The 16924-nt window shown below is 46.3% G+C and carries 10 protein-coding genes; 4 read left to right on the top strand and 6 right to left on the bottom strand.

The features are described from left to right. Positions 1–203: 203 nt before the first annotated feature. From D8S85_RS08910 to D8S85_RS21875, 5 genes are all read right to left on the bottom strand, one after another. The gene (locus D8S85_RS08910; protein WP_106480401.1) at positions 204–2756 is read right to left on the bottom strand and encodes a DUF6562 domain-containing protein; all 2553 of its coding nucleotides are present in this window, start codon (positions 2754–2756) and stop codon (positions 204–206) included. Positions 2757–2858: 102 nt separating this feature from the next. Continuing rightward, positions 2859–3674: a DUF6562 domain-containing protein gene (locus D8S85_RS08905; protein ID WP_106480400.1), complete on the bottom strand. Its 816-nt coding sequence runs from the start codon at positions 3672–3674 to the stop codon at positions 2859–2861. A 36-nt stretch (positions 3675–3710) separates the two neighbouring features. After that, complete coding sequence (locus D8S85_RS08900; protein WP_106480399.1) at positions 3711–5411, bottom strand: DUF6562 domain-containing protein; 1701 nt, start codon at positions 5409–5411, stop codon at positions 3711–3713. A gap of 11 nt (positions 5412–5422) precedes the next feature. Next, positions 5423–6466, bottom strand: a complete 1044-nt coding sequence (locus D8S85_RS08895; RefSeq protein WP_127074984.1) for a DUF6562 domain-containing protein — start codon at positions 6464–6466, stop codon at positions 5423–5425. Positions 6467–6480: 14 nt separating this feature from the next. Then, complete coding sequence (locus D8S85_RS21875) at positions 6481–7818, bottom strand: DUF3575 domain-containing protein (protein WP_228423170.1); 1338 nt, start codon at positions 7816–7818, stop codon at positions 6481–6483. Between the two features lie 247 nt (positions 7819–8065). On the opposite strand from D8S85_RS21875, the gene D8S85_RS08885 reads away from it, so the two are divergent. Together D8S85_RS08885 and D8S85_RS08880 are read left to right on the top strand one after the other, a co-directional pair. After that, the gene (locus D8S85_RS08885; RefSeq protein WP_158641539.1) at positions 8066–9775 is read left to right on the top strand and encodes a PL29 family lyase N-terminal domain-containing protein; all 1710 of its coding nucleotides are present in this window, start codon (positions 8066–8068) and stop codon (positions 9773–9775) included. Positions 9776–9994: 219 nt separating this feature from the next. Then, the gene (locus D8S85_RS08880; protein ID WP_106480397.1) at positions 9995–10576 is read left to right on the top strand and encodes an RNA polymerase sigma-70 factor; all 582 of its coding nucleotides are present in this window, start codon (positions 9995–9997) and stop codon (positions 10574–10576) included. A 75-nt stretch (positions 10577–10651) separates the two neighbouring features. On the opposite strand, the gene D8S85_RS08875 is transcribed toward D8S85_RS08880, so the two are convergent. Further along, positions 10652–11455, bottom strand: coding sequence for a GNAT family N-acetyltransferase (locus D8S85_RS08875; protein WP_106480396.1), 804 nt, complete (start codon positions 11453–11455; stop codon positions 10652–10654). A 710-nt stretch (positions 11456–12165) separates the two neighbouring features. On the opposite strand from D8S85_RS08875, the gene D8S85_RS08865 reads away from it, so the two are divergent. Both D8S85_RS08865 and D8S85_RS08860 read left to right on the top strand, forming a co-directional pair. Next, complete coding sequence (locus D8S85_RS08865) at positions 12166–13332, top strand: FecR family protein (protein WP_106480395.1); 1167 nt, start codon at positions 12166–12168, stop codon at positions 13330–13332. Between the two features lie 141 nt (positions 13333–13473). After that, on the top strand, positions 13474–16911 hold the full coding sequence (locus D8S85_RS08860; RefSeq protein WP_172726496.1) for a SusC/RagA family TonB-linked outer membrane protein: 3438 nt from the start codon (positions 13474–13476) through the stop codon (positions 16909–16911). Positions 16912–16924 lie beyond the last annotated feature (13 nt).

The raw sequence follows: 16924 nt of genomic DNA, 5'->3' as shown, positions 1-16924 counted from the left end.
TAGCGCCGACCTTTTTTATGATTTGTTACTTGTTTTTTTAGAGCTCATATCTCTTTATATTGAACCCGGAGGAACAGTCAGGTTCCTCCGGGTAGTAATTATTTGGGTCATACCACCATCGTTGCGTTGGTTCTGTCAATTGACAAGATGGCTTTGATCCGGTTTTCTTTAGCTATCAAGCATAATCCCACTAGTGGGTTTACTCAATTTCTTGGGTACAACGTGTTCCCGTTTTCATCAACAATAGAGCCGGGACCGGTGATATTAATCTCGTCGATGTTGGCGATTTGGCCTACGGTCAATGTAGGGGATACTTTTACCTCGTTGCCTTTATTATCTTTATATGTATACCCAACGGTGAGTGTCGTTCCACTCGGAATATTGATAGTCCCTTTCGTTTCAGAACATTGGGTGAGGTCGCAATTTTGGTAGATGGTAATATCTTTCCCGTTCGTCAATTGTTTGTAAACGTATTTTACGTACACCCAGCAATCCTTGGCTACACCATCGACTACCACTTTAGGAGTGAAAGCTTTACCTGTAGGACCGTAATAACCTGCCCACCAGCCGATGTAGTCATCGGTACGGCCGTCCAAAGTAGGAATATCCGTTATCTGTTCAGCCACCTTATTGTTGCGTAACTCGATAGTGTATGTGTTGTAAGCGTCAGCATCTGCTGAGTAGTTGGCAATTGTTCCGATAAAGGCGTGTGAATAACATTGTTCCAAATCATAAAGTTTGTCTTTAACAGAATCTGCCGGAGCATATACCTTTTGGAAGGAGATACCGCTCACCGAGTTACCCTCGATAAGTACGTTGCGGTCAAATGATTGTAGGTAACCGATAAGACCTCCGGCCTGATAAATACCATCCGTGTTAGGGGTGTTAAGCTTGCATTGATCGACCGAACAATTGCGAATCGTCACATCTTTGGCGCTGCTGCTTACAAAACCAACTAATCCGGCAACCTTTTGGATACTCGTGACCGTAGTGTTCTTTACATGGCAGTTTTCCAACGTACCACAATCCATGCGGCCAACTAGCACACCGCCACGTAAACAGGTTACGTTAGCCACCTCGATTGTCAAGTCTTTGATAGTGCTCTGAAGAACATAGAACAGACCTCCATACTGATATCCTGGTACATCACCTTTTTGGGGGTCGATATTATTCACATAAAGATTGCTAATCGTATGGTTGCCACCATCGAACTCAATGAAGACGTTGTTTTCTGCATTGATCGGAGTCCAGAGGTTGTCGGTGCTGCCTTTCAGGTCGATATCGGCCGTTAACACGATCTTAGCACATTGGCGGTTAGCAACCAGTTCGGCTGCCTTTTTCAGTGTTTCGGCATCACCTACAGCGTAGGTCTTTACGATTCCGGCACCCTCTTCGAGTGTGATTTTGTTAACCGTACCGTAGATCTCCACGTTACCTTTCTTCACGATCAAGGTTTCTATCGTAACATCTTCGGGGATGATCAACGTGTTATCGGCTGTTGTGGCACTTACCTCATTGTAGTTGGCGCCATTCAGCGTAACGGTTGATTGGGGCAATTCAATGACCAGGTTGTTCGTGTTGGGAGCCGTGATATTAACGGTCTTGGGAGCAGCACCGGTCTGTTCAGTAGTATATTGGATGGTTACTTGTTGATTCGTAGTCGGCAGCGAGATGGATAATTCTTTGGCGGCCTGTTCTTCGGTCAGCGTGTGCGGAATCTCTATTGCTGCATCGCTCGTCGGGGCTTCTTTCACAATGATTGTGGTTGCACCGTTTTTGATAGCCTCTGTCACATCGGCTACCGTAGCTACCTCTACAATTTCTTGTTCGATGTCTGGTTGCTCAAAATCCGGATCGATGGTAACGTTGATCGTACCTTGCTTCGTCAACAAGTTACCCGATACGTTCGTTTTGTAGTTACGGCGAACCGGAATGTTCTTGAAGTCGTTATTCTCGCAAATCAGTGTTTCGTTATTGTAGAATTTCATCGAAAAGTTAACCAAAGCTGCCTCTTCAACAGGTGCCCAGATGTAGTCCACCGTCAGTTCACCGTTTGCTTGGTTGATGACTTTGGCTTCGTATTCCACATTGGCAGTTTGCTCTCCAACCGTACCCGTCTTGGCGTTGAATGAGGTTGGCAGGGCCGTAAGGGCAACTTTTACCTTCGTCGGTTTCAGTGTGTTGTCGGGAATAGCAGTCATATCATTGGTCTTCACGTTCAACTGACCGAAAGGACGACGAAGTACCCAACTTGTTTCTGCAAAGGATTCGGTAACCGTGTAGTCTGTTTTGCAGAAAAAGAAAGCATCGAACTCATCGTTGTTACCCACATAGTCACCTATTACCGTGATGTTGGTCAAATCACTGGTATTGTAATGCAGGTCACTGAACGTACCGTTGTTAGTTTCAGTAGCGCAGTCAGCCCAGAACACGAAATCGTATTTCTGCTGAGCCACCAAGCGCAGGTTGAACGTGGCGGTCTTTTTATTCTCGCTGGTTTGTACTTCTACGACCATGGGATCGCCGTAAGCCACTCCTTCACGGTAAACCTGGAGAATACAACGATTAATTTCTACTGCCTTACCGTAATCGGCTGCGTTGGCATACGTTCCGACTGCACGGCTCTGCATCCCTTGCGGAATGGAGATGGTAATTGTCTGAGTGTTTGCTCCGTCGGGAGCGAAAGGAGCTTCCTCCTTCTGACACGCGGTAAGAGCCACAACGAGGCTCACTACCAATAGAAAAACTTTTCTCATACTTTGTTAAATGTTGCTGAATCATCCCTACACATCCGTTTTAGGAAGGGAGGAATAATTCAAATTGTTTATATATCAGTTTTCAGTTCATTCATCTTACGTTTAATTGCCACCGCTTTTCTCGAACGTGGCCGTTATGTTGGTCGCGTAGTTCCGTTGCAAAGGCAGGTTCACGAACTGTCTGCTCACGTTTCCCACGGTCACATCGATGGCTTGTTGGCACTTATCCTCAGGGACGAGAATGAAATCCTCACAGATTATGTCCGATCCGGCAACCGTCGGTGAAAATGTATGTGCTATATTTTTCCATTCGGATACGGCCTTGGTCCTGACGTTGTATTGCGTCGCTACTTGTCGGTAGGTGACCGAAACTGCCATACCGCCGGTGACGAACGGTGCGGAATTCCGTATGTTCACCCGGCCGAAAGGGCGGGTGAGTATTACCGTCCCGGAGGAGTTCCCGGTAGCCTTGTAAGAGACGCAAGCGGAAAATGCATCGTATTCGTTCGCTTCCGTGTACTGGTCATTGTTCCCGAGGTTTTTCAGTGTGACGGCTTCCAGATTCCCTGTGTCGTAAAACTTATCCTCGAATCCATCCTCGTTACGGGTTGCGCAGTCTGCCCAGAATACGAGATCGTAGGTCTGCTGACTGCTCAGGCTCACGTTGAACGTGATGGTCGATCCCGTTATGGCTACCGTTTGTCGCTCCCCGACAGGTTGCTCGTTCCGATAGACCTGGAGAATGCAACGGTTGATTAGCGAACCATCGCCTGTGCTACCGCGTGTTCCCACTTCCTGTGGGATCGAAACGGTAATCGTTTGGAAAATCGTTTCATCGGGACTGGTCGTTTCCTCCTTTTGACATGAGGTGAGCACCATCACAAGTCCCATCATCCAGTATAATTGTTTTCTTATCATATCCTTATCTATTTATATTATCAATCGCATTCTTCATCAATCTTCGAAACGAGCTGTTACCACGGTCCTGTAATTCGATTGCAAGGGCAACACGCCGAGTTCTCTCGTTACACCTCCTACGGTTATCACAAGGCCGACGGGCGTTGCGTCTTGGGTGGGCACGAAAAGAAAATCCTCGCCGACCATAGCTGATCCTGCAGCTGTCGCCGGGAAGGAGTACGTGATTTCCTGCACCGGTTCAGAGGTCAGTCCTGTCAGCACGTCGTACCTTGTCGGAACGTTCCGGTAAGTAACCGAAACTGCTTTGTCGGCGGTAGTAAAGGGCTCGGTGTTCTTTATGTTCAACTTCGCCATGGGGCGGCGGAGCGTTACTGCACTTTCACCACCTTTCCAGGTTACGCGTTCCACTGCGGCGAACGCATCGCGTACGCTCTCGAATACCGGCATGGAAGAATTCCCCTGCCCGATGTTCGAATTATGTCGGTTGTCGAGTACCTGCCGTAAGTCCTCGGTCGTGTACTCTCCTTTGCCGTAGTCTGCCCAGAAGAGAAAATAGTAGTCACCGGGTACCAGTGTAATCTCGATGGCGGCTGCAGAGAGAGTCCCGGTTGTCGTTTTATGCATCACGCGACGTGGGTTCGCATCGCACGTCCACGCTTCGAAAGTATAGACCAATAATTCATCATCGGGTATTTGGATGTTGAACTCTCCATCCAAATTTGGATTAATGGCAATACCGAAATCGCTGTTGTGCGTGAGGAATGCTCCGCTAATGGTTGTCAGTTGGCCCTGTTGGATGGGAACCGCATCGAAATGCTTGCTATTCAGTAGTTCCCCCTCGTTGTTGTATATCGACAAGACTACTTGCACGGATGATTCCGATCCGGTAACGAAGACATAGTCGCTGGCGAGACGAGCCTTCCCGTTCGCAAGTCGTGTCATGGAACAGTTGAACGATATACCCGCACTAGCATCGCTGGGCTTATTCGTGTAAGCGTTGAATTCCGTTGGCAAGAAATCCGAATATGCCACATGGACCTTGAGTGTCGAGAGATCGAAATCGTCGGCCTGCTCGCCGAGGAACTTCTCGATGTCGGTGGTGATGAACTCGAATTTACCCATCGGTTGTTTGAGCGTCATATCCAGAGTTGCGGCACCCGATACCTCGATTACCTGTTGTGCAACGTAAACCTCCTTAAAGTCATCGTTTCCGACGTAAGGCGTATTCACACTGATGGATGATAGCGAATTTGTCTCATAGTATTTGTCCTCCACCGAATTTTCGTCCACGTAGTCCATCCATACCGTGATATAATATTTACCGTCAGCCAATTCCAAATTGATTGGGTACTGTCCGTTCGATGCCGGTTTGTAGGACTGGACTTTCTTCTCAAGTAATCTACCTCTGTCCCCATTCTCATCTTGACCGGATATTTCGATGATAAAGCGTACGTCACACGTTGTGGAAGAAGTCTGTGTGTCGAATTGCATGGATGGGTCGAGTTTAAGATTCAAGCTCACGTTACTAGTGCTTGTCGGCGTCGGGAATTCACTTGTGATGCCGGAGGTAACCGAAAGCTTCTGCGTGACACCGGTCATTGAGTTGTCTTTTAACTCGCTTTGTGTACGCAGCGAAATCACACCCCCCACGGGTGCCAAGTCGGACGTGGATTCTGTCTCCTTGTTGCAACCGGCAAGGAGCGTCAGTGCGAGAAGCAGGAAAACTATCTTTTTCATTTGAATTCTTTTTAGTCGGGAATAACAATTTCTATATCGGGACCTTCGAAACTGGGATCGATGCCGATACCGGGGGAATAGTTACGCGTGAGGAACTCATCGCGTATGGTTGTCAATTTGCCTCGTACGATTGGTACGTTGATACCTTCGATTCGATTCAACAGGTTACCTTCGCTGTCCCGGATGACAAGATTGACCTTCACGGCTGATTCCGATCCGTTGACAAAAATGTAGTCGCTGGCCAGATGTGCCTCCTTTTCCGAGAGTGGCATCATGGAACAGTTGAACGACATTCCCATGCGGGCATCGTTGGGCTTGTTCGTGTATGCATTGAAGCCCGAGGGGAAGTACCCGGCATACTCTACCTGTACCCGTATTGTTGTCAGGTCGGGAGAATTGGATAACAAGTCTTTGGATATGCTGCTGGTTTTCAGACCCCGTGTGGTCAGTTTGTCGAGGAACTTGTCGATATCGGTGGTAATGAACTCGATCTTGGCCATCGGTCGTTGGAGCATCACGGTATCGTCTACCGTCTCGTTCCACCGGTCGCGGTATTCTCGCAGATCAATCTCCTGTCGTGCGGTGTAGGTGTCCTTGTAATCCTCGTCGCCAATATAGCTCCCGGCTTCCGGCACGCTGATCGCGGAGAGCGAAGGAATGTTGTAATATTTATCCGTCACGGAACCGTTGTCCACGTAATCCATCCATGCCACAACGTGGTATCGGGCAGCATGCAACGCCATTGAGGTGCGGATCGTGTGGTGTCCGTCCGATGCTTGGTCGCAAGTAAGTACTTGTCGTTCTACGGGTTCATCGCCGATCTCATCGCGGAACACCTCGATGATCCAGCGCACATCGTGTAGCTCTGCTCCCGACGCTTTGGAGCGTCCTGTCGGTTCATACGGCTCTATCTTCGGGTCGATCGCAAGACTCAGGTTCATGTTGACCAACGTGGGATCAACACCATCGTCTTTCGGAAATTCCAATATGGTCTTCTTACAGCCCGTCAATACGAGGACGAGCAAACAGGCGATATATAATTGTCGTTTCTTCATCTTTCACTCCTTCCTTATTTTCCAAACCGGTAAACCAGATTAACACCTACCTTCGTCAAGCCCCAGTAGTTGTAGGACATGCCTTTTTCAAAGCGTGCTCCGTTGGGTATATTATAATAGGTGTCGTATTTCGTGTAGATGTATCCCGCACCGAGCGTGAACTCCGCAGCCCAATGGCGGATGAGAGGCAGCGCGTAGCCGTAGCTCAGGCCCGCGCCGTAGAAACCGTCAGGTGACTGGTAGCGGTTTTTGTCATTGACCGAGATGTTGAAGGAGCCGATATTGAGATGGGCGCCAAAAAAGTGCCCTTCCATCGGGGTCTTCAGCCAGTAGCGGAACTCGGGTTGGATCACGAGAAAGCGCAGACGGTAGTCGCGTGCCACGGTGTAAGGGCTGTAAATAATCGGTAGATCAACCGAGTAATGGTCGCCGAAGCTGTACTCCACGCCGAGATTGGCGACCGTGGCGGCCAGATACGCCACGTTGGTCTTCACGGCCCAGCGGTAACGGCTTTCGGGTTGCGGCTTCACGACGGGTTCGGTTATTTCGACAACCGGTTTGGGGTGCGGTTTTGTGGGTACCTCAACGACAGACGTTTCGGCTTTCGGCTCAGATTCGGGCATTACGGTAGTCTCTTCCGACTTCTGTTCGGGTGCAGGCGTGGGAGCGTCGCAGACGATCAGCATGCGGGCACCGCGCAAGGCCGGAAAGATCTCGGTAATCATCCGATGCCACGTTTGCCCTCCGTCAATGGAGCGGATAGCAGCCTTGCGACTATCCTCGTTTGCAACGGAGGAGATGATCTTCAGAATACGCTCCTTGTGGGGAAAATTGTTTGCACGTAGATAACGTTCCACCGAAGACCAGTCTTCGCCCAAGTTCTCTATACGTAACACACCGGGCGGAAAACTTACAATTTCCCGCAGGTAGGAGGCTAGAGCCTCAACACGCCGATCCGCCAGTGCGCAGTTCTTGGCGGTTACACCGTCCGGTGAGGAACTCACCCCTATGCGCACGTATTGCAGGCCTGCCTGCTTGTCTTGTACCAGACGGTCGACATAGCGCACGAGGTCAACCAGTTCGCCCGAGGGCGTTACGGTTACGGCATTTACCTTATACACGAAGGGGAGCCGTGCCGCATCGTACAGCGACACCGTATCGCGTCCATCTGTGGGTAGTAAAAGTACATATTTCCGGTATTTTTCATGACCTCCGGCAGGTATATCCTCTCTTACATTCTGTGTCATAGCGGTAGGTCCGCACAGCAGAAAGCCGAGCAAAATAGCTGTTCGAATCTGTTTTAAACGATACTTACAGCCTGAAATATTTTTGTACTGGCTATTCATATTCATTCTTTTATACATATTATCACCAAAATAGGAAATGTTCCTCCTTCGTCTGTTTCGATATTGATTAAAACGCTGATCCTTAACCGCAAAATTATAAAAAATAGTTGAAAATATTATTCTTCCACACGCTGCTTTTTATATTTTATGAATTTTCAATTTATAAAAATGAGTGTTTATTATGTTTATATAAACACTTGGTTATATTATGCCGTTATATTATTTTTGTAAGCAAAAGAAAAATTTTATAGTTATGATGCAAATTCGCAAAATGTGGGTTGCATATATGGTAATGTGCACCTGCTCGTTCTGGTTATCCTCTTGCACGGATGATTACAATGACTCGGAACTCAGAAATGACATTGAAAATCTTGAAGACCGAGTTACAACCCTTGAAAAATGGCAAAAGTCCGTCAACGGAAACATTCAGTCTCTTCAAAACCTCGTTGCAGCCCTTGAAGACAAGGATTATGTTACGGGAGTGACCCCTCTTGAAGACGGAACGGGATATGTCATCACATTTCTCAAAAGCGGTAACATAACCATCAAGCACGGTGAAAAGGGGGAACAAGGAAACAAAGGAGATACGCCCGTTGTCAGCGTGAAGCAGGATGCCGACGGGAAATACTACTGGACAATAAACGGCGAGTGGCTGCTTGACAATGGAAATAAAATACCCGTAACCGGAGAGAAAGGCGACAAGGGGGATACCGGTTCTGCCGGAAAGACGGCCATTGCTCCCCAAATGCGCATCAATGCCGAAAGCAATGAATGGGAAATTTCAACTGATAACGGCACAACTTGGACTTCAACGGGCATAAAGGCTACCGGAGAGAAGGGCGATTCCATGTTCAGTGCCATAGACACGAATAACGGGGATTACGTTGAGTTGACTCTCGCGAACGGCACCACAAAAATCAAGTTACCCCGCTACACCTCTGCAATACGTTTCGAGAGCTATGAAATAGCCGATGTTTATGTGGTGGGAGAAACAGAGTTAAATGTCATCTTGCCCAACAACCTGACAAGCAGTAACTACAACAATCTTATGGCAACGGTAACTCCCACGAGTGGAACATATACACGTGCCGGCAGTAATGGCTGGTCGGTAAGCGTTGATTCTCCCGACTTTTCTAACGCATTGATAACAACAACTGTAACTGTTAAAGGCAACAGTTCGCTTACCATTGGCGACCAAGCTCTGCTCAGCGTGATATTGACATACACGGATGGAACACAGGTGACGGCATCCCGTCTCGTGAAAATCACTCCACTCGGCACCAAAATGGCAACTGACAATAACATAGTCAAAGGCGACTATTACATGAGTGACGGGTCGTTCGTGAACAAGAGTGAAACTCTGACAGAATTGCAAAAAACGGCGTGTGTCGGCATCGTTTTCGCGTTGGCGAATGAAGTCGACCAGTCGGATTATTCAAATACGGGTATCGGGCAACAAAAATGTCACGGCTATGTCGTAGCCTTGGCTGATGCCACTGCCACGGTCTGTATGTGGGGTGTTAAGGGCACGGCATTGAATCTCTTTCCGGAAAATGTTTCGAATAATCTGACTTCCCCGGAAATGGATTGGAACGGTTATGATTATACGCAAACAATCATCACTCAAGTTCGTGGTACAAGCAAGCTGAAACCGGATAAAGCGGAAGGTTATCCCGCTACCTACTATGCTGTTGTGGATTATGAGAAGAAGGTAAAAGCCCCGAAGAACAGCAGTGGTTGGTTCCTTCCCTCCATCGGTCAGATGTACGAGGTTTACCAACAGCGTGATTTACTTGCCGCTGATCCCCTCGGTAGAGCCTTGAGGAGCAACTGCTATTGGTCCTCTTCTGAGGTGTCTTTCAGTTCGGTGAACGACGCCCCCTTCGTGTACGTAGAGACTGGTCGCGTGGCCAGCAACACGAAGAATGCTGATGGCTACGTGCGTCCCATTTTGGCTTTCTAGCCAACTCTCCCCCTGTGTAAGGGGGAGTTGGAGGGGGTAGTATTTCCTCTCCTAAAGGACGTTCTTCGCCCCCTCGCAAACAGCGAAGGGGCAGCATTTCTTACCGAAGACGGATCGTATTTATTTTGATTTGATAAAATAATACTTATTTTTGTAAGTGTTCCTATTTATCGGAAGTCTGATAGGAAAGCGTGATAGCAAATTAAGTATAGGAATTTGATGTATAATATTGATATTCAGTCACCGGAATTTGTGAAATGTTTAGAGCAGGGAAAACAGGAAGCATTTCAACAATTGTTCGAAACATTCCATAAAGCGTTATGTTTCTTTGCAGCCCGTATCGTGCGGGACCATTCGGAGGCGGAAGATATTGTGCAGGATGTTTTCCTTTCTTTTTGGAAAATGGACCGGGGTGGCTTTCCTAACGTGAAAACGATAAAAACTTTTCTTTACAATAGCGTACAGCATCGGTGTTTGAATTATCTCCGGGATTTGGAAATTCGGGATCGGAATTATAAGAACCTGGGACGGGAAGAGTTGGATGAAGACTATTTTCTTTGTCAGCAAATTCGGGCTGATGTAGTGGCAGAACTTTTTGGTGCGATTGACGAGTTACCGGATAGATGCAAGGAAATCTTTAAGCGTTCATACGTGGACGGCCAAGAGGATCGGAAAATTGCCGAAGAGTTGAATATATCTTTGAACACGATAAAAACTCAAAAGCAGCGGGCAAAGTCCTACTTGCGGGAAAGGTTGGGAGATTTGTTCGTTTATGTGGGTATGTTTTTCCCAGGTTTATGATTCTAGGGGATTGCCCTAAGGTTCCCCTATCTTTTCGTGTACTCCAATTGATATTTTATTTGTTAAGCTACACAATTACAGCCTTGTAACCTTTGCATTATAAAACTTCAAAAACTCCACTTCACCCACTTGCTTTAAAAATTTCTGATTTTCGATAAAGTTTTGCCCATACTTTAACCAACGTTTCGTAAAACCTTTGAACTTGATACAAGGGAATAGATGACACTGGTAGCAGTGTGTTATTCCTTTCTCAACACAACATTGGTGAAATGTGCTACATTTTTCACAGCGGGTTTTGTTTTTCTCTGCTCCTGGACAAGGTTTTTCCTCTCGTGTATAGACGGGACAACCACCGCAAAACACACCACAAGCAGGAATGCGACCGCGGTATGGTTTTATAACAGATAAGGTCTTTGACATCCAAAAATTAGTCAAACACAATTTATTTGCCTGTCGCTTTTGTTCCTTTTCGACCACGTATCCTTTTTTTTCAAAGAATGGACGAGCGGTTAAACTCACTTCTGATGTGATTTGTATAATACCTTTTGTAATGGCATATCGTTCTATTTCTTTCAAAAGCATCGTTGCGATGCCTTTGCCCTGAAAGTCCGCGTGAATGAACATGGAGTGCAGATAGCCTTGCGGCGTAATGGACGAAAAGCCTACAATCCGAGATAGCTGATTAACAGCCACAATAAAATAGTGAGTCTTTATCATTTCTTCTATGTTGGAAAGATCATCTCCGCATGAAGCCCAATCTTCAACTTCTTCCTGTGAATAATCACGCTTGTTTACTACGAGTACGGTATTCTTATATAAGTCTCTTAACTCTGCACTATCAGATGGTTGTGCTATTCTGATTTTAAAATCCATTTTCATCTTTGGTTTTGTGTTTTTTTGTATAATATTTTATGGTACTTATATACCACTTTACAACGAAATATAAAGTAAACTTTTCCTAGATAATACACGTTTATCTTCCGTGGCATATTCGATGTTCTTAGGGATTAAAGACGTATCAAAGACGAATCAAAGACGTTACAAAGACGTTCGTGAACGTCCGCGATACGTCTCCGTGGCGAAATGAATTGGTGCTTGTCTTAGAAATGCATCCCTTATCCATTGGATCACGAATGGTAAATATACCTTCTTGCATGTAGGAGTTAATATTTGGCAATATCCATTATCGTTGGCATATTGCTGATGTAATTACGGACTTCTTCAACTGAATCAGGAAACCATCCCTGATACTTATTTCCTGCAAAGTCAGAATGGTAAGAAAAAAAATGTCGTATGCATCTTTCGGATTTAATGAGATATATCATCTTGTTATATGTAAATTCATGAGTTGAACAAAGGTATGAAAAAGCATGAATGATTACCCACGACGCCTGCTTTTTATTTAATAGACAATGAAATAGAATAGCATTCCCATCTCAGACGAGGAAAGTGGAAGGTGGCAGTGAAACTGACGGAGAAGGGGGAGAATGAGTTTTATACTGTAAACTCGTATATAAATTCTTGAATTTTTTTAATACCCTTGTCACCTATTTCCCGGTTGAGTGTGTTTAAGGTGTAAAATCAGATGTATGAAAATGGAAAAAGAGATACATGAATTGCTCCTGGCCTATTTGCGGGATGATATTTCGGAGGAGGAGATGATTCGGCTTCAAGGGTGGCTGGATGAAAACGAGCGGCACCGGAAGTTACTGGATGAGCTTCGGGATAAAGAGGTTCTGCAACAGGAAATCGGGGCGTACGCGTCGTTTGATACTTCCCGGCGTTGGATTCAGTTGAAAGAGGAGATGGATAAAACTTCCCGGAAACGTCGTTTGTTGTTGCGTGTATGGAAGAGCGTGGCGGCCGTGTTCGTGGTAGCTGTCGCGGGGGGATTGTTGTATTGGCAGATAACGGATTCAGCCCGACCGGTGGAGGAACAAGTTCTTGTCGCACAGATCCGACCGGGGGAAACTCAAGCGGTGTTGATCACGGGAAAGGGACAACAATTGTTGCTACAGGGATTGAAAGATACGTGTTTGGATATCACGGGAAATGAAACCTTGAAAATAAGCAAGGACGGTAGTTTGGAATACTCCTTGTCAGCCCTCTCGCGGATGCCGGAATGGCACACGTTGCAGGTCCCGAGAGGAGGGGAGTACAAGATCGTGTTGGATGATGGAACGGAAATTTGGTTGAACAGTGCTTCTGAATTGAAGTATCCCGCTCACTTTGTCGGTAATGAAAGGCGGGTCTGTTTGGTTGGAGAGGCCTATTTCCAGGTGGCTCGGAATGAAGCGGCCCCGTTTATCGTGGAAACACGGGATATGGATGTAAAGGTGTTGGGAACGTCCTTTAACGTGTCGGCCTATGAAGATGAGGAGAACAGTCACGCGACTCTTGTGGAAGGCCGGGTTGAAGTCGATGATAAGGTTAACGGGGAAAAGGTGACATTGACACCCGGTGAACAGGCGTTGCTACAGGGAAAAGAGATGGTTGTTCGGGAGGTGAACACCAAGTTGTATTCGATGTGGAGGCTGGATCGGTTTACGTTTGCCAGCGAGGACATGGAGGGGGTAATCCGGAAATTATCCCGTTGGTATAACGTCAATTTCTTCTTCTCGAACTCTTCGATGAAACAAAAACGTTTCACGGGGTCTCTACCGAAATACTCGGATATATCCCAGGTTTTGAAGATGATAGAGATGACAACGGATATTAAATTTCAAGTGAAAGGAAACACGATAATAATACAATAAAAAACAGGAAGTGTTCGTACCACTTCCCGTTTCATTGAAAAATTGATTCTGAAATAAACAATTTAACTTCACAAAGTTATGAAAAAAAAATCAAACTTGTGGGCATGGTATGTCCATGGCTTGCGGAAAATTTTGCTAGTTATGAAAATTTGTTCTTGTTTACTGTTATGTATGATGCTGTCGGTTTCGGCGATGAGTTATTCTCAAAACAAGAAATTGACGATGGAGAAAAAGTCGGAGAATTTACTTTCGGTCTTGAAAGAACTGGGACAGGTAAGTGATTACGAGTTTTTTTACAATGATAACGAAGTGAATCGTTACCAGGTGAGTTTTTCGGTGAAAGATGCCAGCGTGGTGGATGTTTTGGAGGAGATACTGAAGGGGATACCGTTATCTTATCGGATGGTGGATAATGTCATTGTGATTACTCCCCGGGAGCTAAAGGAGGAAGCTCCGAAGAAAATCGTGATTACCGGAATCGTGAAAGAAAAAGGAGGGGATATTTTGCCCGGGGTAACCGTGTTGTTGAAAGGAACGGCGATTGGGACGGCGACAGATGCGTCGGGACAGTTCCGCCTGGAGTTGCCCCGTCAGGATTCGCTCGTGTTGCTTTTTTCCTTTATCGGTATGAAATCTCGGGAGGTGAATGTCGGGAAGCAAACGGAATTGATAGTCTTCATGGAGCCGGACGTGGAGGAGATGGAAGAGGTGGTTTGCACGGGTTACCAGACTTTAAAGAAGGTGAATACCACGGGGTCTTTTTCCTCGATTTCTCCGCAGGCGATAGAGTTGAGGGGAAGTGCCGGCTTGAATCGGTTGTTGGAAGGACAGGTACCCGGTTTGACGATTTACAACAATGATGTACGTATTCGGGGTGGTAGCACGATTTCGGAGAAGGTTGGAACGAAGCCTCTCTATATTGTGGATGGGTTTGAAGTGGACGAACTGCCGGAAAATATGGATCAAGTGGAGCGTATCACCGTGCTGAAAGATGCGGCAGCAGCTGCTATCTGGGGTACACGTGCGGCAAATGGCGTTATCGTAATCGAGATGAAGAAAGGGGCAATCGGACGGGGTAAGTTGTTGTATTCCGGGAACGTGAATGTAATGATGAAGCTGGATTTTGACGATCTGAATCGAGCCGATTCGAAAACGGTTGTTGATTATGATTTGGAGGTGTTTGACAAAGGTTTGTTGCATGGCAGTACGTATAATGGGCGTGCTTACGGGTATTCTCCTTCATACGGGTTGATCTTTGACTACGAGAATAATAAAATCAGTCGTACGGAGTTGGAGGAGAAATTGGCGGCTTTGGGGACGATTTCCAACGAGAAGCAGATTGAAGATAAATTATTGCGATCGGCAATAAGGCATAACCACACCTTGTCTTTGTCCGGAGGAAACGAGGCGTTTGCTTATTTCTTGTCGGGAAGTTATACGGGTGAAAATTCCGTGTACAAGGATGGGAGTGAAAATTCAACGTTCAATATCTTATCCAAGAATAGTTATTCGGTTACATCAAGAGTGAAGGTCCGTGCAGATATTAACGCGGTATACGGGAAGGAAAATTTGGGGTATAATGTTGAAAGCGAGATCCGCTCGATTCAACCTTACCAGCTATTGGTGGACGAAGAGGGGAATCGGGTGAAGGATTATGCCAAATTCAATGTTGTCAAGAATCAGGACTTGATGGAACAAGGGTATAAAGATTACGGTTTCAATATATTGGACGAAGTCGATCTGGCAAATAACAAAACAAGTAAGTTTAGTTTGCGGACGAAATTGGGACTTGACGTGACTATTTTGGAAGGATTGCAAATGAATATGGATTACCAGTACGAGCGGATACATAGCAAGAATAAAAATCTTCGGGATGAGGAGTCTTATTATGTGCGGGACCTGTTGAATTACATGACAAACGTGGAAAATGGTGAGCTTGTGAATCATTTGCCGATGGGGAATATTTTGGATATGACAACCACGGATTTGACGGCTCATGCCCTAAAGGTAGGAGGTGTGTTGAATCGGACTTTCGGGAAAAAGGGGGAGCATTACGTGAATGTTGTCGGAGGTTTTGAATTGCGTAAACGTACAAGTGAGTCGAGTAATTATCGTAGATTGGGGTATAATGATGAATTGTTGACCTACCAATTGTTTGACGAGCAGACCTTGGCAAAAAATGGCATTTATGGTTGGAACGGTTGGCACAGGTATTATGCCGATTCGTATAATAGTTTTTCATATCGGGATAACCGGGAAGTATCCTATTACGGCTCTGCGGTTTATACTTACGATGCGCGTTACACGCTGAGTGGAACGTTCCGGGTGGATGAGTCCAATTTGTTTGGGGCTGCCAAAAAATACCGTCGGAACCCGTTGTGGTCGGTCGGGATGAGTTGGAACGTGCATAACGAAGACTTTTTCCATTCGAACGTGATCAATCGTTTGACAACCCGGGTAACTTATGGGTTAACGGGTAATTTTGACCGGAGCGGTTCGTCCACGCCTTTATTGACGGTGCGTAGAAATTTCAATAGTGCGATTGGTGCTTATTACGCGAGGGTATCTAACGCGCCAAACCCGAAGTTAAGATGGGAACGAACGAAAACATTGAATCTCGGCGTGGAGGCCGAATTGTTCCATTGTCTGGCTCTGTCGCTGGAATATTACGATAAGCGTAGCTACGATTTGTTGGGGAATATACAATTGGATCCGACTCTTGGCTTTGACGGGGAATATATCAATGGCGCCAATATGTGGAATAAGGGGATTGAGGCGCAACTGAATGCGAAGGTATTGGAGAGGCAGGATTTTCAATGGTTCGTGAATTTTGTGTTCGGGTATAATAAAAATAAGATTACCAATAACGCTATTTTAGATAGTAATCCGGCTTATAACCTCACGCATGGATTGACTGAATTTGTGGCAGGTCACCCGAGAGAGGCGTTGTGGAGTTATCGTTGGGCGGGGTTGGACGAGAACGGAAATCCGTTGACATACGATGCCGATGGAAATAAGACCGATGTCGCGGTGGCGGAATCGGTGGAGTGTAATGGTACTTACCGCCCGAAATATAGCGGAAGTTTTTCAACGGACTTCAAATACAAAAGTTTAACGTTGATGTTCTCTTTTATCTATAATTTCGGTCACGTATTCCGGGTGGCTTACCCGACGATGGATGCCGGTTCGGCTGCGAAAGGTTCTACTGCGAATCTGAGCGCGTTTGTCGGAAAGCGTTGGATGAAGCCGGGAGACGAGGCGATAACGGATATTCCCTCTATCCGTACCAAGGATTATAGGAGTAATGACAGGGCCAGCTTGGCTGTTTATTCTTCCAATAGCGTGCGGAAAGGGGATTTTATCCGGTTGCGGGAGATAACTTTGAATTATGAATTGCCCAAGCAGTTGGTTAAGAAATCTCCGTTTGCCCGGGTAAGTTTGACAGCCCAAGCAAACACGGTGTGGATGTGGACGAAAAATAAAGAGGGTTTTGATCCGGAGGTGGTAGAGCCTGTTCGCGGAACTTTGGGATTAAGTGAAGCTCCCTCTTTCACATTTGGTTTGAAAGTTGAGTTTTAATCATGAAATAAGG

Source organism: Butyricimonas faecalis, from assembly GCF_003991565.1.
Taxonomy (GTDB): domain Bacteria; phylum Bacteroidota; class Bacteroidia; order Bacteroidales; family Marinifilaceae; genus Butyricimonas; species Butyricimonas faecalis.
The sequence above is the reverse complement of the archived record's forward strand: the minus strand, read 5'-3'. Positions and strand labels throughout refer to the sequence as shown.

Bases quoted from the DNA above. Each gene is read 5' to 3' on its own strand.
- D8S85_RS08910 (WP_106480401.1), bottom strand. From the start codon at position 2,756: ATGAGAAAAGTTTTTCTATTGGTAGTGAGCCTCGTTGTGGCTCTTACC.
- D8S85_RS08905 (WP_106480400.1), bottom strand. From the start codon at position 3,674: ATGATAAGAAAACAATTATACTGGATGATGGGACTTGTGATGGTGCTC.
- D8S85_RS08900 (WP_106480399.1), bottom strand. From the start codon at position 5,411: ATGAAAAAGATAGTTTTCCTGCTTCTCGCACTGACGCTCCTTGCCGGT.
- D8S85_RS08895 (WP_127074984.1), bottom strand. From the start codon at position 6,466: ATGAAGAAACGACAATTATATATCGCCTGTTTGCTCGTCCTCGTATTG.
- D8S85_RS21875 (WP_228423170.1), bottom strand. From the start codon at position 7,818: ATGAATATGAATAGCCAGTACAAAAATATTTCAGGCTGTAAGTATCGT.
- D8S85_RS08885 (WP_158641539.1), top strand. From the start codon at position 8,066: ATGATGCAAATTCGCAAAATGTGGGTTGCATATATGGTAATGTGCACC.
- D8S85_RS08880 (WP_106480397.1), top strand. From the start codon at position 9,995: ATGTATAATATTGATATTCAGTCACCGGAATTTGTGAAATGTTTAGAG.
- D8S85_RS08875 (WP_106480396.1), bottom strand. From the start codon at position 11,455: ATGAAAATGGATTTTAAAATCAGAATAGCACAACCATCTGATAGTGCA.
- D8S85_RS08865 (WP_106480395.1), top strand. From the start codon at position 12,166: ATGAAAATGGAAAAAGAGATACATGAATTGCTCCTGGCCTATTTGCGG.
- D8S85_RS08860 (WP_172726496.1), top strand. From the start codon at position 13,474: ATGAAAATTTGTTCTTGTTTACTGTTATGTATGATGCTGTCGGTTTCG.